Source organism: Serratia nevei, from assembly GCF_037948395.1.
Lineage (GTDB): Bacteria > Pseudomonadota > Gammaproteobacteria > Enterobacterales > Enterobacteriaceae > Serratia > Serratia nevei.
This window is the reverse complement of the sequence record NZ_CP149940.1, coordinates 5,085,650-5,110,491: the sequence shown is the minus strand read 5'-3', so window position 1 is coordinate 5,110,491 and position 24,842 is coordinate 5,085,650. Positions and strand designations below refer to the sequence as shown.

The 24,842-nt window shown below is 62.4% G+C and carries 20 protein-coding genes; 3 read left to right on the top strand and 17 right to left on the bottom strand.

Annotated elements, in window-relative coordinates:
- Positions 1-2: 2 nt before the first annotated feature.
- The 10 genes from V8N38_RS24405 to V8N38_RS24360 form a co-directional block, all read right to left on the bottom strand.
- Positions 3-602 (bottom strand): KpsF/GutQ family sugar-phosphate isomerase, encoded by a 600-nt coding sequence (locus V8N38_RS24405; RefSeq protein ID WP_060424423.1) that lies wholly within the window; start codon positions 600-602, stop codon positions 3-5.
- A complete protein-coding gene (locus V8N38_RS24400; protein ID WP_038873847.1) occupies positions 602-2,239 on the bottom strand; it encodes an FGGY-family carbohydrate kinase in 1,638 nt (545 codons plus the stop codon). Before V8N38_RS24400 ends, V8N38_RS24405 begins: the two co-directional genes overlap by 1 nt.
- 10 nt (positions 2,240-2,249) lie before the next feature.
- Complete coding sequence (locus tag V8N38_RS24395; protein ID WP_060424425.1) at positions 2,250-3,203, bottom strand: ABC transporter permease; 954 nt, start codon at positions 3,201-3,203, stop codon at positions 2,250-2,252.
- Between the two features lies 1 nt (position 3,204).
- Positions 3,205-4,194 (bottom strand): ABC transporter permease, encoded by a 990-nt coding sequence (locus V8N38_RS24390; protein ID WP_047729644.1) that lies wholly within the window; start codon positions 4,192-4,194, stop codon positions 3,205-3,207.
- Positions 4,187-5,686, bottom strand: coding sequence for a sugar ABC transporter ATP-binding protein (locus V8N38_RS24385; RefSeq protein WP_060441425.1), 1,500 nt, complete (start codon positions 5,684-5,686; stop codon positions 4,187-4,189). The genes V8N38_RS24390 and V8N38_RS24385 overlap by 8 nt, the downstream gene beginning before the upstream one ends.
- A 105-nt stretch (positions 5,687-5,791) precedes the next feature.
- Entirely contained in the window at positions 5,792-6,778 is a 987-nt protein-coding gene (locus tag V8N38_RS24380; RefSeq protein ID WP_033636379.1) for an autoinducer 2 ABC transporter substrate-binding protein, read from the bottom strand.
- Positions 6,779-7,107: 329 nt separating this feature from the next.
- Positions 7,108-8,451, bottom strand: a complete 1,344-nt coding sequence (gene gdhA, locus V8N38_RS24375) for an NADP-specific glutamate dehydrogenase (protein ID WP_060441424.1) — start codon at positions 8,449-8,451, stop codon at positions 7,108-7,110.
- 199 nt (positions 8,452-8,650) lie between these two features.
- Entirely contained in the window at positions 8,651-9,088 is a 438-nt protein-coding gene (uspA, locus tag V8N38_RS24370; RefSeq protein WP_004930988.1) for a universal stress protein UspA, read from the bottom strand.
- A 267-nt stretch (positions 9,089-9,355) separates the two neighbouring features.
- Complete coding sequence (locus V8N38_RS24365; protein WP_060424432.1) at positions 9,356-10,264, bottom strand: LysR family transcriptional regulator; 909 nt, start codon at positions 10,262-10,264, stop codon at positions 9,356-9,358.
- Positions 10,265-10,367: 103 nt separating this feature from the next.
- A complete protein-coding gene (locus V8N38_RS24360) occupies positions 10,368-11,141 on the bottom strand; it encodes an SDR family oxidoreductase (protein ID WP_049202881.1) in 774 nt (257 codons plus the stop codon).
- A 421-nt stretch (positions 11,142-11,562) separates the two neighbouring features.
- Between V8N38_RS24360 and uspB the strand changes: the two genes are divergently transcribed.
- A complete protein-coding gene (gene uspB / locus V8N38_RS24355) occupies positions 11,563-11,898 on the top strand; it encodes a universal stress protein UspB (protein ID WP_016930435.1) in 336 nt (111 codons plus the stop codon).
- A 74-nt stretch (positions 11,899-11,972) separates the two neighbouring features.
- On the opposite strand, the gene pitA is transcribed toward uspB, so the two are convergent.
- The gene (gene pitA / locus V8N38_RS24350; protein ID WP_033636373.1) at positions 11,973-13,475 is read right to left on the bottom strand and encodes an inorganic phosphate transporter PitA; all 1,503 of its coding nucleotides are present in this window, start codon (positions 13,473-13,475) and stop codon (positions 11,973-11,975) included.
- Positions 13,476-13,775: 300 nt separating this feature from the next.
- On the opposite strand from pitA, the gene V8N38_RS24345 reads away from it, so the two are divergent.
- Positions 13,776-14,975 carry an NAD(P)/FAD-dependent oxidoreductase gene (locus V8N38_RS24345; RefSeq protein ID WP_147840530.1) on the top strand — a complete coding sequence of 400 codons (1,200 nt, stop codon included), beginning with the start codon at positions 13,776-13,778 and terminating at the stop codon, positions 14,973-14,975.
- Between the two features lie 28 nt (positions 14,976-15,003).
- Here V8N38_RS24345 and add read toward each other — a convergent pair whose 3' ends face one another.
- Both add and V8N38_RS24335 read right to left on the bottom strand, forming a co-directional pair.
- Positions 15,004-15,996: an adenosine deaminase gene (gene add / locus V8N38_RS24340; RefSeq protein ID WP_147840529.1), complete on the bottom strand. Its 993-nt coding sequence runs from the start codon at positions 15,994-15,996 to the stop codon at positions 15,004-15,006.
- Between the two features lie 9 nt (positions 15,997-16,005).
- Entirely contained in the window at positions 16,006-16,947 is a 942-nt protein-coding gene (locus V8N38_RS24335; RefSeq protein ID WP_147840528.1) for a nucleoside hydrolase, read from the bottom strand.
- 161 nt (positions 16,948-17,108) lie between these two features.
- On the opposite strand from V8N38_RS24335, the gene V8N38_RS24330 reads away from it, so the two are divergent.
- A complete protein-coding gene (locus tag V8N38_RS24330) occupies positions 17,109-17,792 on the top strand; it encodes a Crp/Fnr family transcriptional regulator (RefSeq protein WP_060424439.1) in 684 nt (227 codons plus the stop codon).
- Here V8N38_RS24330 and V8N38_RS24325 read toward each other — a convergent pair.
- The 4 genes from V8N38_RS24325 to V8N38_RS24310 form a co-directional block, all read right to left on the bottom strand.
- Positions 17,789-18,202 carry a VOC family protein gene (locus V8N38_RS24325; RefSeq protein WP_147840527.1) on the bottom strand — a complete coding sequence of 138 codons (414 nt, stop codon included), beginning with the start codon at positions 18,200-18,202 and terminating at the stop codon, positions 17,789-17,791. The two genes, V8N38_RS24330 and V8N38_RS24325, sit on opposite strands and share 4 nt — an antisense overlap.
- Before the next feature lie 94 nt (positions 18,203-18,296).
- Entirely contained in the window at positions 18,297-20,477 is a 2,181-nt protein-coding gene (locus V8N38_RS24320) for a virulence factor SrfC family protein (RefSeq protein WP_147840526.1), read from the bottom strand.
- Positions 20,474-23,419, bottom strand: a complete 2,946-nt coding sequence (locus V8N38_RS24315; protein ID WP_187181582.1) for a virulence factor SrfB — start codon at positions 23,417-23,419, stop codon at positions 20,474-20,476. The genes V8N38_RS24320 and V8N38_RS24315 overlap by 4 nt, the downstream gene beginning before the upstream one ends.
- Positions 23,419-24,669 carry an SrfA family protein gene (locus V8N38_RS24310; protein WP_147840524.1) on the bottom strand — a complete coding sequence of 417 codons (1,251 nt, stop codon included), beginning with the start codon at positions 24,667-24,669 and terminating at the stop codon, positions 23,419-23,421. The genes V8N38_RS24315 and V8N38_RS24310 overlap by 1 nt, the downstream gene beginning before the upstream one ends.
- Positions 24,670-24,842 lie beyond the last annotated feature (173 nt).

Here is a 24,842-nt window from a genome sequence, read left to right as displayed (position 1 = left end):
CCTCAGTTTTCCTCCCGCAAACTTTTCCCCACGCCGCCGCCCGGATGCACCGCCAGCAAGGCCTCCTTGTCGTAACCGCTGCGCGCCATCAGGCAGGCGCAGGCGGCGTCGAAGATCGCCAGCACCAGCACAATTGAGGTGGTGGCCAGCATGTTCAGCGGATCTATCTCCTTTTGCACCCCGGTGGCGATCGTCAGCTGCGCCGCCTGCGCGATGGCGGAATGCGGGTTTTCCGTCACCGCGATCAGCGTCACGCCCTTGGCCTGCAGCGTTGGCAGCAGGCGGGTCAGCTCGTCGGAATTGCCGCCGCGCGAGATCAGGATCAGCAGATCGTCGGCGCGCAGAAAACCCAGATCGCCGTGCGCCGCGCCGGTGGCGTCGAGGTAGACCGCCGGCCGTTCCACACAGGCCAGCATGTGGGCTATCTTGCGCGCCGCAATCCCCGAGGTGCCGACGCCGGTGACGGCGATTTTACCGCGGCAGTCGGCCAGCAGCGCCAGCAGCCGCTGCCAGGTGCGCGCGTCGAGGCGCTCGCCCAGCTGCGCCAGCTCCTGGCTGTAGGTTTGCCAACCCTGCACAGCCTGCCGCCATTCCTGCTGCATCACGCCTCCTCCTGCATCAACCGGCGGTATTTCATGTGGTCGTTGTACAGCTCGTGGAATACCCGGTATTTGCGGTCGTAGTAGCTTTTTATCTGGTTGGTCTGCGGCGTGACCGTCTTGCCGATGCGGCTCATGGCGCTCATCGCCTCCGGCAGGGTGTCGAACACGCCCGCCGCCACGGTGCCCATCATGGCGCCGCCCAGCAGCATCGCTTCGCTCTCCTCCGGCAGCAGCATGGCGCAGCCGGTGGCGTTGGCGTGTTCCTGCACGAAGATCGGGTTCTTGGTGCCGCCGCCGCTGGCCATGATGGTGTCGATGCTGTAGCCGCTGTGGTTCATGGTTTCGATGATGTGGCGGGTGCCGAGCGCGATGGCCTGAATGGTGGCCAGGTAGTGCAGCGCCATGTCCTCCGGCGTGCGCGACAGCTTCAGCCCGGTCAGGATGCCGGTCAGCGTCGGGTTGGCGCGCGGCGAGCGGTTGCCGTGGAAGTACGGCAGCATATGGATGTCCTGCGTCAGGAAGGCGATATTCTCCGGCTCGCCGGCCATGCGGCGCAGAATGGCGTTCAGCACTTCATAGATGGTCTGTCCCTGGGTTTTCGCCTGCGCCAGCAGCTCCGGGTAGCACGGGTGCGACTGGATGACGTGGTCGATCAGCGCGCCGGTGGCGGACTGGCCGCCCTCGTTCAGCCAGTATTCCGGCAGGATCGCCGAGTAATACGGCCCCCAGACGCCGCCGATAAAGCGAGCGGTGCGCGACATCGCCATGTGGCCGGTGGAGGTGCCGCCGATCAGCGCGACGCGGCGGTTGAAGTCGGCCACCTCACCGGAGACGCCGGTGGCGCCCAGCGTGCCGAGAGTGCCGGCGTGGGCGTCGATGATCGACACGCTCACCGCCGTGCCTGCGATCAGCCCCATCTCGCTGGCGGCGCGCTGGGTCAGGCCGTGGCCCAGCGGCTCGCCCATCATTTTGACGTCGCTGCCGATCTTGGCCGCGTCATGTTCCAGCACGTCTTCCAGCCCGATCTGCTGGAAGTAGCTCTTGTCCCAGCGCTGTTCGTGGCCGAGATAGGTCCACTTGCACACCGTCGAGCACAGCGAACGGGTGGCGTCCTGGGTGGCACGCCAGGTGAGGAAGTCCGGCAGATCGAACAGGTAACCGGCGTTGGCCCAGGTGGTGGGCATGTGCTGTTTCAGCCACAGCAGTTTCGGCGTCTGCATCTCCGGCGAAATGATGCCGCCGACGAAGTCCAGCACCCGGTGTTTGGTGGCGTTGATGCGCTCGGCCTGGGCGATCGCCCGGTGATCCATCCACACGATGATGTTCTGTTCGGTGCGGCCGGAGGGGCTGACGGTCAGCGGCTTGCCCTCTTTATCCAACACCACCAGCGAACAGGTGGCGTCGAAGCCCAGCCCCTTGACCTGAATCGGGTTGATGTCGGCCTGGTTGACCGCGTCGCGCACCGCATTGCACACCGCCTGCCAGATGTTATCCGACGACTGCTCGACGAAATCCGCCTTCGGTCGGTACAGATCGATGGCCCGGCTGGCCTGGCCGACCATGCGGCCATTGAGATCGAATACGCCCGCGCGCGCGCTTCCGGTGCCCACATCTACGCCAATAAAATAGCTCGCCATTATTTTCTCCTCAGGCTTTTCGATTCTGTAACGCGATAAACAGGATCAGCACGCCGCCCCACAGGGCCATGGTCAGGTAGCTGCTGACCCCCAGCAGATTGAGGCCGCTTTCCAACATTTGCAGCACGATCAGCGCCAGCACCAGCCCCAGAATACGGCCGAAACCGCCGTCCGGGTTAATGCCGCCCAGCACCGAGGCCAGAATGGTCACCAGCAGATAAGATTCGCCGTAGCCGGCCTTGGCCGAGTTGAACTTGGCCATCATCAGCAGGGCGGCGCCCCAGCCGAGCAGCGCCGACAGGATATACACCGCGATCTGCACCCGTGCGGTGTTCACGCCGCTGAAGCGGGTGGCCTGTTCGTTAGAGCCGATCAGGTACAGGCTGCGGCCCAGCGTGGTGTGCTCCAGCAGCAGCCACAGCCCGGCCGCCACCAGCAGGAACAGGATCAGCGCCACCGGCACGCCGAGTACGGCGCCGTTGCCGAGAAATTGAATCGCTGCCGGGAAGCCGGAGATCACCGCGCCGTTGGACAGCAGGATATTCAGGCCGGTGATCAGCGTCATGGTGCCGAGCGAGGCGAGGATTGGCGAGACGCCGATCCAGGCCACCAGCGCGCCGTTCAGCGCGCCGATCGCCACCGCCACCAGCAGGCCGGCCAACAGCGCCAGCGCCAGGAACAGCGGCTGGTCGGGATGGCTGACGATGATCGCCGCCATCACCAGCGAACAGGCGTTAGCGCCGGCGATGATCGACAGGTTGATGCCGCCGGTCAGCATGGTGATGCCCATGCCGAGCGCCAGCAGGCCGAGGATCGGCAGCTGCGAGGCGATCGACTGGAAGTTGCCGAGGCTGAAGAAGCGCGATCCGAGCAGCCCGGCGAAGAGCAGCGCCACCGCGATGATGATCGCGCCCTGCAGGCGAATGATCCGATCGCTTGGGATCAACCGAGTTAACTGCGTCATGTCAGATCTCCTTGAGCAGCTTGCGTTTTTCGTTCCAGGCGGTGGTGCTGATGCTGATCAAAATGATCGCGCCGCTGAATACCTGGTGCCAATAGGCCGAGACGCTGAGCAGCGTCAGCCCGTTTTGCAGGAAGGCCAGCAGCACCACGCCGAGCAGGGTGCCGGTCAACGAGCCGCGGCCGCCGCTCATGCTGGTGCCGCCCAGCACCACCGCCGCCAATACCGTCAGTTCGAAGCCGAGCAGCGAGTTGGGGGCCACCGACTGGGTGATCTGCGCCTGCACCACCGCCGCGACGCCGGCCAGAATGCCCATGTAGCCGTAGACGCAAAAATGCAGCCGCAGCAGGTTCAACCCCAGGCGCGACGCCGCGTCGCGGTTGCCGCCCATCGCGTAGATCTGGCGCCCCAGCCGGGTGCGGTTCATCAGCACGCCGGTGACGACGATGGTCCCCAGCAGGCACAGCAGCGGCAGCGTCAGGCCGTAGTCGTAGCCGTCGGCGCCCTGGAACGAGAACCAGTTGATGCCGTTCATGAACCAGTCCGGGAAGCCGTACAGCCAGGTGCCGTTAGTGGCGTACACCAGCAGGCCGTAGAACAGGTTAAGGGTGGCGATGGTGATGATGATCGCCGGCACTTTCAGCCAGTACACCAGGAAACCGTTCACCAGCCCGAGCAGCAGGCCGACGCCAATCGCCAGGGCGAACGCCAGCGGAAAGCTGCCGCCGTGCTGGATCACCCAGCTGGCCATCACATACTGGGCGATGGCGGTGACCGCCGGGAACGAAATGTCGATGCCGCCGGCGATCAGCACCACGAACAGCCCGCAGGCCAGGATGCCGAGAATGGCGTAGCTGGTGGCGACGTCGGTCAGGTTGCCGAGCGTCAGGAATTCGTCGGTGCCGGCGCTCAGGCCGATCGCCAGCAGCAGCACCAACAGGCCGAGATAAAACTCGTGCCGCCCGGCCAGGCGGGCCAATAATGACTTATCCATTCACCACCTCGGCGATCTGTTGCTCGGTACTCTGGTGCGGCGCGAATTCGGCGATCAGTTCGCCCTTGCGCATCACCATCACCCGATGGCTGTTGTAATAGGCTTCCGGGATCTCGTCGCAGATCATCAGCACCGCCATGCCCAGCTGCGCCAGATCGCGGGCGATCTGGTAGATCCCCTCTTTGTTGGCGATGTCCACGCCGACGGTGGGCGAGTCGAGGATCAGGATCTTCGGCTGGGTCGCCACCCATTTGGCGATGGCGATGCGCTGGGCGTTGCCGCCGGACAGGGTTTTCACCGGCAACGCGCTGTCGGACACCTTGATGTTCAGATCGCGGATCAGCCGGTTGACCAGCTCGGTCGCCTTGGCGTGATCCAACAGCCCGAGCGAGGTATGCAGCCGATCGAAGACGGTGACGATGGTGTTGTCGTAGATGGATTGTTCCATGATCAACCCCTGCGTCAGGCGATCCTCCGACACATAGCCGATGCCGTGGCGCACCGCTTCGCGGTTGTTGTGCAGCTGCACCGCCTGGCCCTCGATGCGGATCTCGCCGCTGTCCGGCCGCGTCATGCCGAACAGGCTGAGGCACAGTTCGGTGCGGCCGGCGCCGAGCAGGCCGACGATCGAGACGATCTCGCCGCCGCGCAGCGCCAGATTGACGTTGCGGTATTTCTCGCCGCGGCTGAGGTTGCGCACCTCGAGCAGCGGCGCCTGTTCGGCCGGCGGCAGCGGCGGCAGCGGGCTGTAGTGGAAGCGTTGGCCGGTCATCAGGAACGCCAGTTCATGGCTGTCCAGTTCGCTGGCCGGCCAGGTGCCCACCAGCTTGCCGTCGCGCATCACGCTGATGCGATCGGCGACTTCCATTACTTCATCCAATCTGTGGCTGACGAATACCACGCAGATGCCGGCCGCCTTCAGCTCGTTGACCACCCGCAGCAGGCCGTCGACCTCCTGGCGGGTCAGCGAGGCGGTCGGTTCGTCCATGATAACCAACCGCGCCTCGGCGGCGATGGCGCGGCAAATCGCCACCAGTTGCCGATCGGCGATCGACAGTTTTTCCACCTTTTTATCGGGGTCGATGCGTATGCCGACCCGCGCCATGGCGTCGAGCGCCGTCTGGCGCATCACCCGCTTGCGCACCCAGAAGCGGCCGCCGGGCAGGTAACGGTGAATGGCGATGTTCTCCGCCACCGTCAGGTTGGGGAACAGCGACAGGTCCTGGTAGATCACCTGTATGCCGTAATAACCGGACAGCTGCGGCGTCAGGGCGTGGAAGAGTTTGCCTTCCAGCGAAATGTTGGCGCCTTTTTCCGGCTGATAAACGCCGGAGATGATTTTAATGATGGTGCTTTTGCCGCAGCCGTTTTGCCCGGCCAGGCAGTGCACTTCGCCTTTATTCAGCGTCAGGTTGATCTGGTCTAATGCCAGCACGCCTGGGAATCGCTTGCTGATATTCTCCAGGGTGATAAATGCGGGGGAGGCTGTCATAACGTTAACCTGTGCTTGCGTAGCGGCCGAAGCCCTGGGCGCAGCAACGCTGCGCCCCTACGAGGGTTTAACTACTTTCCCGGTGTGGCGAAATTACGCGAAAAATCAGAATCCAAGCGATTGGGCGTTGTCTTTGGTCACTTCCAAAATCTTATTAAACCGAATCACTTTGTGTTCCATATCGACGTCAGCCTTGCCAAGGCCCTCGATCGACAGGTCTTTGTTCACTTCCTTGCCCTGCAGCAGCTGGTCGGCCACCGTCACCAGCGCATAACCGGCGTCTTTCGGATCCCACAGCAGCGCTTTCTTGATGTCGCCGCGCATCAGGTAAGGGGCGGCCTGCGCCGGCATGGCGATGCCCACCACCGCGATTTTGTCCTTGGCGCGTTTCTTGGCCACCGCCTGGCCGGCGCCGATCGGGCCGAGCGAGCCGAAGCCGATGATGCCCTTCATCTGCGGATAGGTTTTCATCAGATCCAGCGTGGTGGCGTAGGATTTGTCGATGCTTTCCGCCACCGGCAGGCGCGAGGTGACTTCAAACATGTCCGGGTATTTTTCTTTCTGGTATTTGATGGCGGAGTCGGCCCAGGCGTTGTGCAGCGGCACGGTCAGCGAGCCGACGTAGATCGCATAGCCGCCTTTGCCGCCCATGTCTTTCGCCAGCTCATCGACGTTGGCCTGCGCGTATTTCTCGCTGTCGATGGTCTCGATGTCCCACTGGCCGATCTGCTGGTCCGGGGATTCATGGGTCAGCACCACGATGCCTTTGTCGCGCGCTTTTTTCAGCACCGGCTCCAGCACCTTGGCGTCGTTCGGCACCACGATGATGGCGTTGACGTTCTTGGCGATCAGATCCTCAATCACCTTGACCTGCGCGGCCGGATCCGGCGTAGAAGGGCCGGTCTGGTAGGCGTTGACGTCGAGTTTTTTCGCCGCTTCGTTGACGCCCACTTCCATGCGGTTGAACCACGGAATGCCGGTCACTTTAGCGACCACGGCAATCTCATACTTATCAGCGGCGAACACAGGTGTTGTCGATAACATGCACGCAGAAACCACACATGCATTTAATAATGCGAGGTTAAATTTCATTAGCTGTACCTTTTTTTATCTGTAGGGGTGGCGGTTTTTCCACCGCTGCAGATTACAAAGGAATGGAAGAGGGGGCGTAGCTGAAGTTAATGAAATGTGATCTGTGCACATTTAAGTAAAATAATGGCGTATTTAGTGTTAAATAAATGTTTAATTATTTGGTGGTGGTAAATTTACTACCGATTAATAAGCAATAAAAAACCTTTTATTAACTTTTATTTAACGTATTGGCATCATTTGGATGGAGGGAAAGCATAAAAAAATGCCGGCGCAGAGGCCGGCATTGAAGCATTTAATCGATGTGTGAACAAGATCACCTTTAAGGCGGATTACAGCACGCCCTGCGCCAGCATGGCGTCCGCGACCTTGACGAAACCGGCGATATTCGCGCCGTGCACGTAGTGGGTTTGCTTGCCTTCGCCGCCGTATTCCACGCAGGCGTGGTGAATATCGGCCATGATATGTTGTAAACGTACATCCACTTTCTCTGCCCGCCAGCCGATGCGCGCGGCGTTTTGCGCCATCTCCAGTCCCGAGGTGGCGACGCCGCCGGCGTTGGCCGCCTTGCCAGGCGCGAACAGCACGCCGGCGTCGAGGAAGGCGTCGGTGGCCTGGATGGTGGTCGGCATGTTGGCACCTTCCGCGACCGCCTTCACTCCGTTGCGGATCAGCGTTTGCGCCGCCTCGAGATCCAGTTCGTTCTGGGTGGCGCACGGCAGGGCGATATCCACCGGCACGTTCCACGGCTGCTGGCCCGCCAGATACGTCAGGCCGCGTTCGCGGGCGTAGTCCGCCACCCGGCCGTAGCGTTGGTTTTTGATCTCCGCCAGGTGCGCCAGCTTCTCAGTGGTGAAGCCGTCTTCGTCCACCAGGGTGCCGCCGGAATCCGACACGGTGATCACGCGCGCGTCCAGCTCCAGCGCTTTCTCGATGGTGTACTGCGCCACGTTGCCGGAGCCGGACACCGCCACCCGCATGCCCTCAAAGCCCAGGCCGTGGCGCTGCAGCATGGCGTCGGTGAAGTAAACCAGGCCATAGCCGGTCGCCTCAGGGCGGATCAGGCTGCCGCCGAAGGAGAGGCCCTTGCCGGTAAATACGCAGGCGGTATTGTTGGACAGTTTTTTCATCATGCCGGCCATAAAGCCGACTTCGCGGCCGCCGACGCCGATATCGCCGGCCGGCACGTCGGTGTCCGGGCCCAGATGGCGATACAGCTCGGTCATCAGCGCCTGGCAGAAGCGCATGATCTCACCCTGGCTTTTGCCCTTCGGATCGAAATCGGAGCCGCCTTTGCCGCCGCCCATCGGCAGGGTGGTCAACGCGTTCTTGAAGGTCTGCTCAAAACCGAGGAACTTCAGGATCGACAGGTTCACCGACGGGTGGAAGCGCATGCCGCCCTTGTAGGGACCGATAGCCGAGTTGAATTGTACGCGGAAGGCGCGGTTGACCTGCACCTGGCCGCGATCGTCCACCCAGCTGACGCGGAACTGAATGACGCGCTCGGGCTCCACCAGGCGCTCCAACAGCGCCTGTTCGCGATAGTGCGGGTTGCGTTCGATAAACGGCCACAGCGAGGTGAATACTTCGCGCACCGCCTGCAAATATTCCGGCTGGTGGGGGTTATGGCGTTGTAACGAGGACAGGAAAGACTCTACCGATACGGCATATTCCATGGATAACTCCTTTTCGCATTAAATTTCCCCTGCTATTTCTTATAGATATGGGTATAGGCAATGCCCGGGGGAGGATGTTGTGTCTTTAGCGACTATATCATCGGAGGGCGGTTGATTATCAAGCGATTAATCGGCGTGGCGGCATGAAAAACGCCCGCAGGGCGCGGGCGTTGGGCAGTTAAGTTAGCAAGTGCTTACTTTATTCGTCTTCTTCATCGCGCAGCGGCACGATCAGCATATCGATGTGCACGGTATTGATAAGCTGGCGAGCGGAAGACATCAGCTTGCTCCAGAAGTCCTGGTGGTGGCCGCACAGCACCAGGTCCATGTCGTATTTCTTGATGGCATCGACCAATACCTGCGCCAGATCGCCGCTGCCGCTCAGGGTCTCGGTGATCGGGTAGCCGGCGTTCTGCGACAGCTCGGTCAGCGCCTGATGGGTTTCCTCGGAGATGCGTTTTTGCATGTCGCCGAGATTGACGTCGATAAGGCCGGTATAGAGGTCGGAATAGTTGACATCGACGTGGATCAGAGAAACTTTAGCGTTGTACGGCCGCGCCATCGAGACGGCTTTTTCTACCAGGATTTTGCTTTCCGGGGATAGGTCCACCGCGATCAGTATGTGTTTGTAAGCCATAAGAATACTCCTTCCATAAACATGCCGATTAAAAAGGGTTAGCAGGCGTTCCGTTTACCCGCCTGGCGCTTTTGGTTCCATAGTATCATTCGGATAACGCAATGATATGTTGGGGCGATCACACTGCGCCGCATCGAAAATCTCTCCGCCCGATACCTTTCGTTGTACACCCGCGCGGCGTAAAAGCCTATGAATTATGCGGATGCTGACGGTCTGACCGCTTGAATTATAAGCGTTATTAAACAAAGTATAGCGCTAAATGTGCAATCAGCGCTCCAGATGTGGCTGCAGCAGGCTTTCAAACCACTCATGAAACACCGCCAGGCGGCGCGATCGCTGGCGGCGGTGGGGGTAGATCAGGGCGATCGGCATGGAGGCGGCGCGGTAACCGGGCAGGACTTCCAGCAGTTCACCGGCGTCGAGCAGGTGTTGCACGTCGTAGCGCGGGATCTGCATCAGCCCCAGCCCGGCGCGGCAGCAGGCGATATAGCTTTCGGCGTTGTTGACCACCACCCGGCTGGGCAGTTCGAGCCGTTGCGTATGGCCGTCGTCGGCCAGGTATTCCCAGGGGGATTCGCGGCCGGTTTTGGGCGAGGCGTAGCCGATGCTCCAGTGTCCCTCGACGAGATCGCCGGGCTGGCGCGGATGGCCGAATTCGCCCAGGTAAGCGGGGCTGGCGCAGTTGATCAGCGCGATATGGCCGAGCGGGCGCATTACCAGGCTGCTGTCGTGCAGATCGCCGACGCGCACTGCGCAGTCGACCCCTTCCTGCACCAGATCGATGGCGCGATCGGCGGAGCCGAGCACCAGCTGCAGGTGGGGATGGCGCCGCAGCAGGCCGGGCAGCGCAGGCGCGATCAGCCGGCGGGCGATGCGGCTCGGCACGTCGACGCTGAGCCGGCCGGAGGCCTGGCGCTGGCTGGCCTGAAACGACTGATCGATGTCTTCCACCTCGGCCAGCAGCGGGCGCAGCCGCTCGAGCAGCTGTTCGCCGTCGGCGGTCAGCCGCACCTGTCGCGTGGTGCGGTGCAGCAGGCGCACGCCCAGCTGCGTTTCCAGCTGTTGCACGGCGGCGGACACCGAGGCGCGCGGCACCTCCAGCGCATGGGCCGCCCGGATAAAGCTGCCCATTTCCGCCACCTGTACGAATACGCGGTATTGATTGAATCTGTCCATCTCGTTGACCTGCTGTTCCTTGGCGCCGTTTCTGACAGAGAGTGTAGCCGCATGGCGCGGTTGCGCGCGAGCAGGTGCGGGGGCATTTCCGCCCCCGTCGAACTTATTTGGTGGTGTAGCCGCCGTTGATCAGGATGGTTTGGCCGGTTACCCACCAGCCGTCGCTGACCAGGTGGCGGATGAACGGCACCACGTCTTCGATATCGGTCAGGCCGGTTTTGCTGAACGGCGACAGCGCCGCTGCCGTCTTGTGGTAGGCCACGGCGTCCGCGCCCTCCGCCGGGTAGAAGAACGGGGTGTCCATCGGGCCGGGGCCGACCGCCGTCACGGAGATACCGCGTTCGCCAAACTCCTTGGCGGCGGCGCGGGTGAAGTGTTCCACCGGCGCTTTGGTGCCGGCGTAAGCGGCGTAAAACGGCGTGAAGGCGCCGAGCAGCGAGGTGACCAGCGTGCAGATTTTACCGTTGTCGTTGAGGTGCTTGCCCGCCTCTTTCAGGAAGAAGAACGCGGTTTTGGCGTTGACCGCCGTCATCTCGTCGTACTCGGCTTCGCTGATGTCGACCATCGGTTTTTTCAGCACTTTGCCAACGGTATTGATGGCGATATCCGGCTTGCCGACGGCGGCGACCGCATCGGCGAACAGCTTTTCGACCGCGCCCGCGGTGGTGAGATCGGCCTGCAGCGCGACGCCTTGCGCCCCGGCGGCCTGAATGGCGGCGACGGTTTTTTCCGCTTCGGCTTGGGAAGCGGCGCTGTTGTAGTGGATCACCACCGCTTTGGCGCCTTGTTCAGCCAAATCGCGTGCGATCAGCCCGCCGAGGTTTTTGGCGCCGCCGGCGATGAGGACGGTTTTTCCCTTGATTGAATGGTTTGCCATAACAGTTTCCTTGGATGAACGTAACGGAAACCTGAGTCTAGCCAGCGTGGGGGGAAAGATCAGCGGCGTGGAGCGGGATAGACTATCCAGAAAAACCGACCAATCACAGCCGTTAGCCCGCCCCGGCGGAGGGCGTTTCGGCGCGGGGCGGTAAATTTTATCCACTGATCAGGCCAGTTTGCGTTTCATTAACCTACAATGATGGATATGGGCCTCATCATTTCCCCTCTGAGTGGAACCACGCTGTGCAAATCTCTCTGTGCGGTGCGGTAACGTCTCCGGAGGCGGTGGGTTATGGGCGTGGCCCGTGCAGGCAAAAAAGGGGATGAGAGCGGTAAGCTCCAGCAGAGTATCGGGTAATGAGGTAGGGCGGTTGGACCCGGCGGATGGCCGCGGATAACAACGCCTTGAGGGGGCAATCATGATCAGTACCGTCGCGCTGTTTTGGGCCTTATGTGTGGTGTGTGTGGTAAACATGGTGCGGTATTACTCTTCTCTGCGCGCGCTGCTGGTGGTATTGCGCGGCTGTGACCCGCTGCTGTACCAATACGTTGACGGCGGCGGTTTCTTCACCGCCCACGGGCAACCCAGCAAGCAGCTGAGGCTGGTGCGCTATATCTTTGCGCAACGCTATGTCGAGCACCACGATCCGGAGTTTATTCGCCGCTGCGAGCGGGTGCGCGGGCAGTTTATGCTGACCTCGGCCCTGTGCGGTCTGGTGGTCATCAGCCTGATAGCGCTGATGATTTGGTATTAATGCCTTCCTGTTTCCCTTGATGCAGGCAAAAAAAAAGGCGGCCTTTCGGCCGCCTTTCTCATGATGCTTATCGCTTAGATCAGCTTCAACGCGACCCAATACAGCGCACCGGAAAGCAGAATCGAGATTGGCAGGGTCAGTACCCAGGCCAACAGGATGTTCTTCACGGTTTTGCTCTGCACGCCGCCGCCGTCCACGATCATCGTCCCGGCAACCGCCGAAGAGAGGACGTGGGTGGTGGAGACCGGCATGCCGGTATAACTCGCCACGCCGATCGACAGCGCTGCGGTCATCTGGGCCGACACGCCCTGGGCGTAGGTCATGCCTTTCTTGCCGATCTTCTCGCCGATGGTGGTGGCCACGCGTTTCCAGCCCACCATGGTGCCGAGCGACAGTGCCAGCGCGACGGCGACGATGATCCACATCGGCGCGTACTCGACGGTCTGCAGCAGATCCTGACGCAGGTTCTTCAGGAAGCGCTGGTCGGCGGATGAGGTTTCCGGCAGCTTGGCGACTTTATCCGCCGTGTCGGTCACGCACATCAGCAGGCGGCGCAGGTGGCTGCGCTGCTCAACCGTCAGCTGATCGTAGCTTTGCAGGTTGGTCAGCATGCCCTGAGCCAGCTCGATCGCCGGCATGGCGCGCGAACTGTCGCAGTGGAACTCAGCCGGCTTGTTCGGCGCAGCTTCATCATCCGGGCTTGGCACCAGCGGCGTCAGCGACACCGCATGCGACAGCGCGTCGCCGTGCTGCTGGTAATATTGCTGCAGGTGGGTCACGGCATCACGCGTACGGGTGATGTCATAGCCGGTTGCATTCATATTGACCACGAAGCCGGCCGGCGCAACGCCGATCAGCACCAGCATGATAAGGCCGATGCCTTTCTGGCCGTCGTTGGCGCCGTGCGAGAAGCTGACGCCAATCGCCGACAGGATCAGCGCGATACGGGTCCAGAACGGCGGCTTGCGTTTGCCGTCGACCTTTTCACGTTCCGCAGGGGTCATGTGGATACGCTGGCGTTTCTTGGTGCCACTCCAATAGCGGCGCAAGGCGAACACCATCACTCCCGCCACCATCATGCCGACCAGCGGCGAGAACAGCAGAGAAAGGAAAATACCAATCATTTTCGGGACGTTAAGCGCATCCACCACCGAAGTGTGGGTCATCAGGGCGTTGGTTAAACCGACACCGATGATTGCGCCTATCAGCGTATGGGAACTGGAGGCCGGCAGACCGAAATACCAGGTGCCGAGGTTCCAGATGATTGCCGCCAACAGCATGGAGAAGACCATGGCTAATCCGTGTGCTGAACTGACGTTCAACAACAGATCGGTAGGCAGCAAGTGGACGATGGCGTAAGCAACACTCAAACCGCCGAGCATTACGCCAAGAAAGTTGAACAAACCTGCCATCACGACCGCAAGTTGCGAGCGCATGGCGCGGGTATAAATAACTGTAGCGACCGCATTGGCCGTATCATGAAAACCGTTGATGGCTTCATAAAACAACACGAACAACAATGCGAGAATTAACATCAGGCCGGTATGGAAATCCAGGCCAGCGAACAAATGCAGCATAAGCGTTACGCCAGTTTGTGGACATGAACGCCGCGCATTATCAGTGACAACCGGGGCCGGGGAAAAGGAAAATATGACGTTTTTTTGATTTGGACATGACGAAATGATGGCGTGTCTATAACAAAAATATGGAATATCAACGCGTTATTCTCCTCTGACCTCTGTAATATTTTCTTACTATGGCGTTGGCGGCGCCGGGGCTTTACAATCTGCCGCCGTGAATTTGGCGGTGACCGGCGGCGAAACGGCGTAATATGGCGCTCTTTTGTCGCGATTGTGGTTTTGATAAGTGAGGCTCAGGTGGAACAGTTTGATGTCGTAGTGATTGGGGCGGGCGCCGCCGGCATGTTTTGCGCCGCGCAGGCGGGGCAACTCGGTTGCCGCGTGTTGCTGCTCGACAACGGCAAAAAACCGGGCCGCAAGATCCTGATGTCCGGCGGCGGGCGCTGCAACTTCACCAATATGTACGCCGAGCCGGCGGCCTATCTGTCGAACAACCCGCACTTCTGCAAGTCGGCGTTGGCGCGCTACACCCAGTGGGACTTCATCGATCTGATCAACCGCTACGGCATCGCCTACCATGAAAAAACGCTGGGGCAGCTGTTCTGCGACGACTCGGCGCAGCAGGTGGTGGATCTGTTGGTCAAAGAGTGCGAGCTGGGCCAGGTGACGATGCGCCTGCGCAGCGAAGTGCTGGGCGTGGAGAAAACCGAGAACGGTTACGCGCTGGCGCTGAATGGCGGAAAAGTAAGTGCTCGCTCACTTGTGGTGGCCAGCGGCGGTTTATCCATGCCGGGGCTGGGCGCTTCGCCGTTCGGTTACAAGCTGGCGGAGCAGTTCGGCCTCAAGGTGCTGCCGACGCGCGCGGGGCTGGTGCCTTTTACCCTGCATAAGCAGCTGCTGGAGCATGTGCAGACGCTGTCCGGCGTCTCGGTGCCGGCAGTGATCACCGCCGAGAACGGCGTCAGCTTCCGTGAAAGCATCCTGTTCACCCATCGCGGCCTGTCCGGCCCGGCGGTGTTGCAGCTGTCCAGCTACTGGCAGCCGGGTGAGTATGTGAGCGTTAACTTACTTCCTGAGCTGGATCTGGCGGCCTTCCTGGATGACCAGCGCCGCCAGCACCCGAACCAAAGCCTGAAAAACACCCTGGCGTTGCACTTGCCGAAGCGGCTGGTGGAATGCTTGCAAACGTTGGGACAACTGCCGGAGGCCACGCTGAAGCAGCTGAATGCGCCGCAGCAGGCGGCGCTGGTGGATCTGTTGCAGAACTGGCGCGTGCAGCCGAACGGCACCGAAGGCTATCGCACGGCGGAAGTGACGCTCGGCGGCGTCGACACCAACGAACTTTCCTCCAAGACGATGGAAGCCCACAAGGCGCCGGGGCTCTATTTTATCGGCGAAGTGGTGGACGTGACCGGGTGGTTGGGCGGCTACAACTTCCAGTGGGCCTGGAGCTCTGCCTGGGCGTGCGCCCAGGCGTTGGCGGCGCAGGAGCGTTAAAACCCGCTCAGCCTTGAAACGTACCGGGTCACATTGGCCCGGCCTTGAGCTGATTCATTAATTTAATTTTAGTATCGCCGTCGAGAAAACTCGCTTCCAACGCCTGTCGGTTGCTGCGGTTAAAATCGTCATCCTGCCAGCCGAAGGCGTCATGCAACAGCTGGTACTCTTTGTTCAGCGTGGTATCGGCGACGGTGCGCGCATCGGTATTCACGTTCAGCCGCACTCCCATCCTTTTCAGCCGGTCTATCGGGTGACTGTCGATGCTGTCGAACAGATTGCAGACGAGATTGCAGCTGGGGCAGATCTCGAGCAGGACACCGGTGGCTACCAGGCGCTCGATAAGCGCAGCATCCTCGATGCTCCTGACGCCGTGGCCGATGCGCGACACCTGCAGCCTATCCAGCGTTTCCCGTACGCTGTCGGCGCCCTTCGCCTCACCGGCGTGGGCGATGACGTTGCCGCCGGCTTCGCGCACCGCCCGAAAGGCCGCTATGTGATTGGCCAGCGGGTAACGCGCTTCGTCGGCGGCCAAATCCAGCGCGACCACGCCGCGGCCCAGAAAGTTAACCACGAGCCCGGCGGTTTGCAGGCTGGCGGCCGCATCGAAATGCCGTAGCGTGCACAGGATCAGCCCGGCGGCGACGCCGTAAGTTTGCGCGGCGTCACGCATCGCGGCGAGCACCGTCTCGACCACCGCTTCACCGCTTAACCCCATCCGGGTATGCAGCAGCGGGGCAAAGCGCACTTCCGCATAAATGACGTTATCCGCCGCCAGCTGCGCGAACAAGTCATCGACGGCCAGCGTTATCGCCTGGCGCGTCTGCAGGAGGTCTATTTGCGGTGCGATCTTGTTTAAAAAGTCTCCGAGATCGGCGCATCGTTTCGGCGCGATAAATTGCCGATTAAAGGCCGTTCTGGTTATTTGCGGGTCGATCTTTTTGACATAGTGGTAGCTTAAACAGGTATCCAAATGGACGTGTAATTCCACTTTCTTCAATTTTCTTGGATCGAATTTCATACGGGCCACTTATTTCATTAACGGCTGAGATAACAACGAAAACAGTTTTTCTTTAAACAGGCCGGGTTTAATGCGGGTGATCACGCGGGCATTGGCCGGTTCGCCGGTCAGATGGGTGGAATCAATGATGTAATGGCCGTAAGACCTTTCACTTTTATATTCTACCCAGGAATACGCCTCCAGACTGGTCTCGACGATATCCGGGTAGAGCGCCACCGCCATGGTGGTCGGATCGGGCAAATCAAAGCCTTTACGCTCTGTGCGCCCGGCGTTGAACGCCATCAGCGTGCGGTTGCAGCGCACGGCAAAGCGCCCCAGTTCGCCGAGATGATGCAATCGTTCAATATCGTCCTCGCCAATAAACGCTTCTCCCATCCCGATCTCCCAACCGACGAGGGTGAGGGGCAGCCCGGCATTCAACACCAGATGGGCGGCCTCAGCGTCGGCGTAGAAGTTAAATTCGGCCAGCGGGGTAATATTGCCCGGCGTCAGCCCGGAACCGCCCATGACATAAACCCTTTTCACTTGTTCGGCCAGCGCGGGCGCTTTTAGCACCGCCATCGCGAGATTGGTCAGCGGCCCGAGGGTGACGATTTCCAGCTCGCCATTGAGCCGTGCGGCGCAGTCGATGATGGCGTCTACGGCATGAATGGGTGCGGCGGTCAGCTGCGGGTCGGGCAAGGCCATGTCGCCCATGCCGTCTTCGCCGTGAATGTGGTGCGAGTGATAGCGCGTGCGGAACAGCGGTTTCGCCATGCCGGCGTATACCGGAGGGGCATAGGTTCCCGCTTTTTCGACGCAGATAAGCGCATTTTTGACGCATTGTTCAAGCGGGCAGTTGCCTGCGACCGTGGTGATCGCTTCCACCCTCACGTCAGGCTCGCGCAACGCCATCAGCAAGGCGACGGCATCGTCGGAGGCGGTATCGGTATCTATCAAAATATGTCGCATGGCACTCTCCTTGGGTGGGGTCTGCGGAGAAAATACCCAGACGGCCCGAGGCAAAAAAGGTCAGATGTCCTGTTTCGTTCTGAAGCGTGCCGGCTATTCTGGGCGCAGTCGAAAAGATAGGATGCTAGACGTTAACGGATAAGCCCTGGGAGTGAATCGCCGTGAAAACTGTCGGTGACAGCAAGCTGAAAGAAGCGTTTATCGAAGCTCACGATCTGCGAACGGCGCTTTCGCCCCCGCTGCTGGCCGCCCTGCGCCTGGTCAGGGTCGAGGCCGGTGAATACCTGGTGACGCAAAGCGATCGGTTGACCCACCTGTTTTTTCTCGTGCAGGGAAAATTGCAGGTTGAGAATTACGATGTGAACGGCATGCACATCGTCTTTTCCTTCGAAACGGATTTCTCCGTGATAGGCGATCTGGAGCTGTTCTCCCAGGCGCAGCGGGCGGTGTTCAGCACCGTACAGGCGGTCACGGACGCGCTGATCTTCACGCTGCCTATCGAGGCCATCAAAGAGCGGGCCATGCACGATCCTGTTTTCCTCGCCTTTATGTGCCGGCAGTTAAGCGACAAGCTGCTTAACGCTTCATTGCTGCATGCGAGCGGCGGCTTAACGGCAGAATATAAGTTGCGTAAATTTCTGTTATTTAAAATAAAGCAGGAAGGCGTGCAGATTCAGCTCGAAAACAGGGAGTTGCTGGCGGGCAGATTAGGGATCTCCGTCAGGCAGCTGAGCCGCGCGCTGGCGCAGCTCGCGGCGGACGGTATTATTCAGTTTAAAAACAAATCGCTGCGGGTGGTGGATAGCCAACGGCTGGCCGACATCAACGGGAGCGCCAGGATCTAGCCGATCGCCGGCCCCTTAAGCTCGATGCGATTGCCGTCCGGATCGCTGAAGTAAATCGACGGCCCGTCACCTTCCGCGCCGTAGCGCGATTCAGCAGGATCGACGGCGATCCCTTGCGATCGCAGATAGGCCAGCAGTTCGTCTTCGTTGAAAGGATCGATGCGCAGGCAGAGGTGATCGACATTTTGCCGGTGAGGATCGGGCGCATCGCCGCCTTTTTTTCCAAGCTGGCCGTTAACGTCGACCAGATCAATCATGGCCGCCCCGGCGCGCAGGTGCATCAGCCCCAAATCCGGCCGCCGTTTGGCGATATCACAGCCGACGATCTGGGTATAAAAATGCAGGCTTTTCTGCATATCGCACACGCGCAGAACCACATGGTCGATAGTCTTCAGGCTGAAAGGGGGCATGATTTTCTCCCAGAATCGCGGCGTTACTCATCAGCATAATCGGCAACGCCCGATTTATCCTGTTTTCTCCCCCTATTGCAGCCAGAGCCGCCGCTTAGCGCAGAGTCGCCACGATCTCTTCCAACGCCGCGCGCTGCGCCTCGCCGAGTGCGCTCTCCGTCGCCGCATTCTCCGCCAGCAGGGTTTGCAGGCCGATCAGCCAGTCATAGATATAAAACGCGGTGTTTTTGGTCGGCGTCGGCGCCAGCCGGGTTAACCGCTGCTGGCGGCTCCAGTCCACCGCCGGCTGCGGCGGTGGGGTAAAGATCGGCTGGCCGGGATTGACGCGGCTCTCGGGGCGCGTTGCCGCATCGCGCCGCTGGAAACCGAGCCAGGCGACAAAGTCGCCCAGTATCGCCAGCGCCTGGCTGATTTGCCGATCTTCGCTCTGTTCCGGCAGGCCCCCGGCGCACAGCGCGTTCTCCAGCTCATCATCGAGCCGCAGGCGGCAGGCGGCGCCGATCAGCGCATCAACCAGCAGTTCCAGGTGCGGCTTTTCGACGCCGAGCAGCTCCAGCAACCGACGGCTGTCCGGCAGGCTGCGCAGATGGTTGATCCAATCCGCGAATACCCGCGCGGCAAAGGATGACGCGGGGGGCTCGCCGGGCGCCGGGGTTTCCGGTGCGCCGAACAGATCGATATCGAGCCCGAACGGCGCTGGCGTCGCCGTCGGGGCCGGCGCGGCGTGCTGCTGTTGCTGATAAAGCTGGCGCAACGTATCGCGCTGCGGCAACAGCCGTTCCAGCAGTTCGCCGTGGCGACCGGCCTGCGCCTGCAGCGCTCGCAGCAGCTGCTGGCCGCGTTGCTGCGCCGCGTGTGGATCGGCGGCGGTGAGCCAGTTGCCGAGCAGGCTTTCCGTCAGCTCGCGCTGCAATTCTTCGCGCTGTTCGAGCAGGCGCGCTTGCTTCTGGGCCGGGCGCGCCTGAGCGGTCAGGTAGCTCACCATACGGCGGCAATCCTGTTCATCCAGCGCCAGCAGTGTGGCCCAGCTGTCGCCGGGCTCGCCGACCTGGCGCTGTACGGCGTCGTCGGGGCGCGTTTTGCCTTCCCCGCGTTGATCAAACGGCGTGATCGCCCAGATCAGGCCGGGTTTGCGGCGCTGGCGCAGCGCCGGGGTTTCCCCCTGAGTCTGGTTGACCCAGTTGGCGAGCCTCTGGCCGATGCGGGCGGCGTCCTGTGGCGTGGCGGCGGCATCGGCTACCAGCAGCAGGTTGGCGTGCAGGCCGTCTGCACAGCGGGTCAGCAAATGGTCGCGTTTCGCCTGTTGCAGCCGCTGCGTCGGTTCCGCCTGCGGGCAAGCGCGGCTGCCGGGCAGGTCGATCAGCGCCACGTCGGCGGGCAGGCCCGTCTGCGCCGTTTGCGGCAGAACGGTGGTGACTTCGGCGGTCAGCCAGGTCAGATCGCTCAGCGCGATCTCCCGTCCCCCGCCGTGTTCGGCCATCACGACGATCGTCGCGTTTTCCGCTGTGGCGCTCGCGGCCAGCAGCGGCAAGGCGCGGTGCGGAGCATGAACCTGTCGGCTGCCGCCGAGGGCATGCAGCGTGTGTGCCAGCTGGCGATAACGCGCCGTCAGCGTTGTTTCCTCTCCCCACAGCGGCGCAAACAGGCGCGCGCGATCGTCGATGCTCAGCTGCGGCGCCAGCGCCACGGCCTGCGGCCAGAAATGCCTGTCCAGCGTCTGTTGCCCCTTGTCGCCGTGGCGGCGTTGGCTATCCCACAGCGTCAGTACATCGCTGTCGCTGAGGCCGTCGAGGGCGACGGTTTGGCGGTGGCGCGCCAACGCTTGCAGATGGCCGGCGATCGCGCGGGCGTCCCAGTCCAGCCGGAAGCCGCCCATCGTGGCGGCATCGAGCGTGATGGCCAGCCACTGCGCTTCATCGAGCAGCGCGAGGGCGAGAGGATACTCGGCGCACGGCGACGGCGCGGCGGCGCAGTAACGCACCGCCAGCGCGGCATCTGCGTGCAGCCTTTCTGCGCCGGGGGCCAGCGCCGCCAGCAGGTGAGCCTTGGCGGCGGCGTTGTGGCCGTACAGGCCGATAGCGACCTGCTCAGGTTGCGCATTCGCCAATTGCAGCGCGCGGTTATGGCAACGGCGCAGGCGCAGCGTCAGGCGATCCGCCTCCTGTTCCAAACGGGTGGACTGCCGGCGCGCGGCGTCCACCCAGGCGATCGCCTGCAGAATGCCGGTGCTGAGTGCGTGGTTCGGGGCCGATTGGGCGGTAGTGGTAGCTTTCATCGTGGGTAAATGCTCCCGCTGTCTATCCAGTAGTGGGTCGCGCCGGAGGCGCTGGCAGCCAGGGTATTGAGTTTCAGTTGCAGGTGGTGCGCCGGGACGGGGCTGCCGTCGGCCAGCAACGCCTGCGCGATCTTGACGCTTTCTGCGCCCTGTTCGGCGCTGGCGGTAATGGCCAGCCGCAGGGTGATCACCGCATCGCCGGCCAGTTTGCGCGCCAGCTGGGCGTCATTAATGGTCAGCGTATAGAGCGGCGAGGCCGGCCAGCGTTCGTTGTCCAGTTGGCGGAAGCCCAGGCGCAGCGGGCCGCGCAGCTGGAAGCTGCCGGCGGGGTCGAGCACGAAGTCGGCGCGATCCAGATCGATGTCGCGGTAATAGACGTTATCGTCCGCCAGCATGTTGTTGCCGTCCAGCATGCCCAGATGGCGAATGGTGGAGTAGGGCTGGAAATCGCCGACGTTGAAGTAAAAGCTCTCCAGGCGCAGGTCGATCGCCAACAGGCACAGCATGGCACCTACCGCGGCGGTGGATTTCGGGTTGTCGATGCGGCCGCGCTTGTTGAACGGGTACCAGCTGCGGGTGTGGTAGCCCTCGAGCGGCAGAATGCGGCTGGCGGGCAACGGCTGCAGATGGCGCAGCAGCGCCTGCACGCCGGGGAAACGCGCCGGGCGGCCGGTCAACAGCAGCACGTCGCAGGTATACAGCGCCACCACCTCGGCCAACAGGCGCAGGCAGCGGCCGATGCCGATGCGATCGGACAAGAAGGCGGCGTGCAGATCGGCCAGGCGGATCACCAGCGGGGTGTGCAGAATATCGAAGGCGTCGCTGTCGGCTTCGCGCTGCACCTCGCCGTTGATAAACGCCAGCACCTGCGGCGTCGGCGGCTGCGGCAGCAGATCGCCCAGGCTGGCGGCGATTTCCGCCCGGCTGTCCAGCGGATCGTATTCTTCATAGGCGCCGAGCAGCGCGCGTCCGGCGGGCATGAAAATCTGCAGCGCCGCCTGCTGACGCAGGGTAGAAAGCCCGTCCATGCGCCCTTCGTTGCCGAACAGCCTGTCCATCAACGCCGGGGCGGCGCTCACGCCGGCGGCTTCGAACGCCTGCTGCACGGCGGGCAGGATAAACTGCTGGATGGCGTCCAGCAGGATATCGTCGCCGGCGACTTTAAAGCCCTCGCGGAACAGCAGGCGCGGGTTGATTTTGATGTTGTTGCCCACGCCGTCATCGAGCGAATAGTGCGTGATCGCCAGATCCGTGGTGCCGCCGCCGATGTCGATGGAGGCGATGCGCAGCGTTTTTCCCGCCTGCTCACCCGGCGCCAGCGGCCGGTCGGGCCGGGCCATGGCGGCGAAAAAGGCGTCGGTGCGGCCGGCGAAGTTCACCTGGGTTTCATTGTACAGATAGACCATCTGGCCGCAGGTGGCCTCGTCCCACTCCATCTGCACCTGAGGCACCGGGAAGCGGACGTGCGCGCCGTCGAACGGCGCATCCTGCGGGTGCCAGCCGAGGGACTTCCACACCAGCCCGATCGCTTCCTGCATGCGGCGGCGGAAGATCTCGCGCTCCGGCTTCGGCATGGCCGAAGGCAGCGTCAGAATGATGGCGCGCAAACGGCGCGGCGCGGCGGCGTTCGGCATGCGGCTGCGCTGGGCGATGCTGTTGATCTGCATCAGCGCCTGCGCCAGCAGCTCGCTCAGCATCAGCGTCATCACCGCGCTGCGGCTGTAATGGGCGGCGAACACTGGCAGCCGTTGCGCCGTCGGCAGGGCGGACAGCGGCACGCCTTCGTCGTTGATGAGGGTGGTCAACGGCGCGGCGGCGGCCATCGGCTCGTGCCGCTCGTTGAAGCGCCAGCCGGGCGCATAGCGCTCCTCGTCCCACAGATAACGCCGTGGGCTGGAGATGCCGGTGGTGCCTTCATGCCCTTCGCGTCGCTGCGCCAATTGCGCGGCCTCACGACCGACGCGGGTGATGGAGGGCCACTGGAAGGCGTCGTCGCGCCCGCTCTGGAACGACAGATGCGGCTTGCCGAAGCTGGCCTGAGAAAACTCCACCCGGCTCTCGAACAGTTCGTTGTAGACGCGGTGCGGTTCGGACAGCGAACGCAGCTGCAGCTCGTAGGTTTGCTTCAGGCCGTTGCTCTCTTCCGGGTGGTCTTCGACCAGCACGCCGCAGGTGTGCGAGTTGCCGACGTCCAGCACCAGATCGACGTCGATCGCCGGTTGCTGCAACGTCGCCGCCACCATCTTTATCTGCGGTACCGCCAGCTGATGGCCGAGCATGTGCAGCAGATTGAGGTAGTGCGCCTGATACTCGAAGGTTTTCAGCCCGGCGTTGATCTCCACTTCGGCACGCTGCTCCCGCTCGGCGGCGCGCTGGCTGAACGCTTCGCGCAGCCAGCCGTCTACCCAGGTCAGATCGAGAAACTCGCCCAGTTCGTGGTTGCGGTGCGCCAGCGCGAAGTTGAGCCCGGTGCCGAGATCGCTTTCGCCCGGCGCCAGCGTCTCCTGGCCGGGCGCGGCGGCGCGGGTGTCGAAGGCCAGCACCACGCGCAGCAGGTTGCCGTCCTGATCCGGTTCATCCAGCTGCACCACCTGCAGGCGCGCCCAGTTGTCCGGGCCCGACAAAAACAGGCCTGCCGGGGTGTGGCGCAAGAAGGGCAGCGGCAGCCAGAGCTTATCCAGCAGGCGCAGCGACTGCTGCAGCGGATAGCTGAACTCCGGCCGCACCACTTCGGCGGCCTGGTCGCCCACGGCCGGAAGCTGGTATTTGCCGCTCTCGGCCTCCCATTGCAGGCGCAGCAGCGGGCCGCTGGCGGTCTTGCGCACGAATTTGCCGGGAAACTCGGCGTCCAGCAGCGGCGTCAGGGCAAAGTCCAGAAACTGAATGCCGCTGTCCTGAATCAGCGTAATGCCGTGTTTGTAGTCCGTAAGGGGTGCCAGCATCATTTACTCTCGCGCTTGAACGTCATGGGATAGATGGTGTCCGCATCGTAGCGGCCGGTGCACTCCGCCGCGCCGGTTTCGCCCTGGCGGCAAACGATCTCCGGGATCTGGTAGCGGCTACCGTCGCTGCAGCGCGCCTTGGTGCGGCTGTTGATCACCAGATTGCCGGACTGCATCAGCCCGGCTTCGACCGCCACCCGGCAGCTGACGCCGTCGCCGTAGGCGATGATGGCGTTGCCTTTGCCGCCGTTCAGACGGTATTGCAGGCCGGGGCGTTTGCCGGTGATCGGGTCTTTCAGCGCCACCGTGGCGCGCCATTTGCCGTTAAGGAAACGGGTGGAGCCGGCCTTCACCGCCTCGGGCGGCAGCACCAGCGCATTTTTGTCCGCCGGCTGCGGGATGACCGGCGCCGGTGGCGGCGGCAACAGCGTCGCGTGCGCCAGCGGCAAGCGCAGCTTGGGCAACGGCGCGGCGGCTTTTTCCGGCGGGGCCGGATGCTGGACCTCCGCCGGCATCGCCGGTTGCGGCGGCGGCGAGCGGTGCAGCCAGGCGGCCAGCGCCGCACTGCCTAGCAGCAGTATGGGCAAGAGCCAGAGAGCGTAGCGCCGGCGCGGGCGAACGGCGGCAGGGGGGGCGATAGGCGCTGCCGGGGCAGGCACCGGTTCGGGCTCGGCGGCCGGGGCCGGTTTTACCGGTTCGACAACGGCCGGTTTACGCGGTGCGGCGGCGATCGGCGCCGGTTTTTCCACTTCGACTTTCACCTCTGCTTCGATCGGGCGCAGGCAGGCCAACGGATCGTCCGGGCTCTGCGCCTGCGGCTTGATAAAGCCCCAGAAGGTCAGCACCGGCCGGTCGTCCACCAGATAAACGTGGTTGGGATCGGGCATGTGCATCGCTTTGGCCAGCAGCGCGCCGAACAGGCGATGGCTGGGGTGATCGGTCGCCTGGGCCTGTTCCGTCAGGCTGCGGAAGGTCGTCAGGCAGTGTTCCAGGTGGCGCACCGCCTGCGTGCGCTGGGCGTCGCTCGCCGCCAGCCAGGAGGTGACCTTGCCGGGGAAGGGCGCATACCAGTCGATGCGGGTGCCGCTTTCGTTCGGCTGGGGGATCGCCAGACAGTCGGCGGCCTGCTGCTGCCGGCGAAGACGCAGGGTTTCCCGCAGCTGCTGCGCGCAGGCGTAGACCGGTTGCCCGTTTTCGCCTAAAGCCAGCACATCATCCAAACTGCCACTGCGTAAGAAGGGTTTCACCACGGCACCGCACCTTGTCCTGTTCTGCAAAAACGCATAAAAGTCCATGATACCCCGCAGGCAGAGCCGCCAAACGGCCAAGGACAGCCCGAAAAACGCCCTTCTTTGGCGTTAGCGGCGCGCTTTGCTAACCGGCACAGTGAAAATTTCGCTATCTGGACCTGTCTGTGAACCGC

Coding starts and splice junctions, on each gene's coding strand:
- V8N38_RS24400 (WP_038873847.1), bottom strand. CDS start 2,239: ATGGCGAGCTATTTTATTGGCGTAGATGTGGGCACCGGAAGCGCGCGC.
- V8N38_RS24395 (WP_060424425.1), bottom strand. CDS start 3,203: ATGACGCAGTTAACTCGGTTGATCCCAAGCGATCGGATCATTCGCCTG.
- V8N38_RS24315 (WP_187181582.1), bottom strand. CDS start 23,419: ATGCTGGCACCCCTTACGGACTACAAACACGGCATTACGCTGATTCAG.
- uspA (WP_004930988.1), bottom strand. CDS start 9,088: ATGGCTTACAAACACATACTGATCGCGGTGGACCTATCCCCGGAAAGC.
- uspB (WP_016930435.1), top strand. CDS start 11,563: ATGATCAGTACCGTCGCGCTGTTTTGGGCCTTATGTGTGGTGTGTGTG.
- add (WP_147840529.1), bottom strand. CDS start 15,996: ATGAAATTCGATCCAAGAAAATTGAAGAAAGTGGAATTACACGTCCAT.
- V8N38_RS24380 (WP_033636379.1), bottom strand. CDS start 6,778: ATGAAATTTAACCTCGCATTATTAAATGCATGTGTGGTTTCTGCGTGC.
- V8N38_RS24320 (WP_147840526.1), bottom strand. CDS start 20,477: ATGAAAGCTACCACTACCGCCCAATCGGCCCCGAACCACGCACTCAGC.
- V8N38_RS24390 (WP_047729644.1), bottom strand. CDS start 4,194: ATGGATAAGTCATTATTGGCCCGCCTGGCCGGGCGGCACGAGTTTTAT.
- V8N38_RS24405 (WP_060424423.1), bottom strand. CDS start 602: ATGCAGCAGGAATGGCGGCAGGCTGTGCAGGGTTGGCAAACCTACAGC.
- pitA (WP_033636373.1), bottom strand. CDS start 13,475: ATGCTGCATTTGTTCGCTGGCCTGGATTTCCATACCGGCCTGATGTTA.
- V8N38_RS24335 (WP_147840528.1), bottom strand. CDS start 16,947: ATGCGACATATTTTGATAGATACCGATACCGCCTCCGACGATGCCGTC.
- V8N38_RS24385 (WP_060441425.1), bottom strand. CDS start 5,686: ATGACAGCCTCCCCCGCATTTATCACCCTGGAGAATATCAGCAAGCGA.
- V8N38_RS24365 (WP_060424432.1), bottom strand. CDS start 10,264: ATGGACAGATTCAATCAATACCGCGTATTCGTACAGGTGGCGGAAATG.
- V8N38_RS24325 (WP_147840527.1), bottom strand. CDS start 18,202: ATGCCCCCTTTCAGCCTGAAGACTATCGACCATGTGGTTCTGCGCGTG.
- gdhA (WP_060441424.1), bottom strand. CDS start 8,451: ATGGAATATGCCGTATCGGTAGAGTCTTTCCTGTCCTCGTTACAACGC.
- V8N38_RS24360 (WP_049202881.1), bottom strand. CDS start 11,141: ATGGCAAACCATTCAATCAAGGGAAAAACCGTCCTCATCGCCGGCGGC.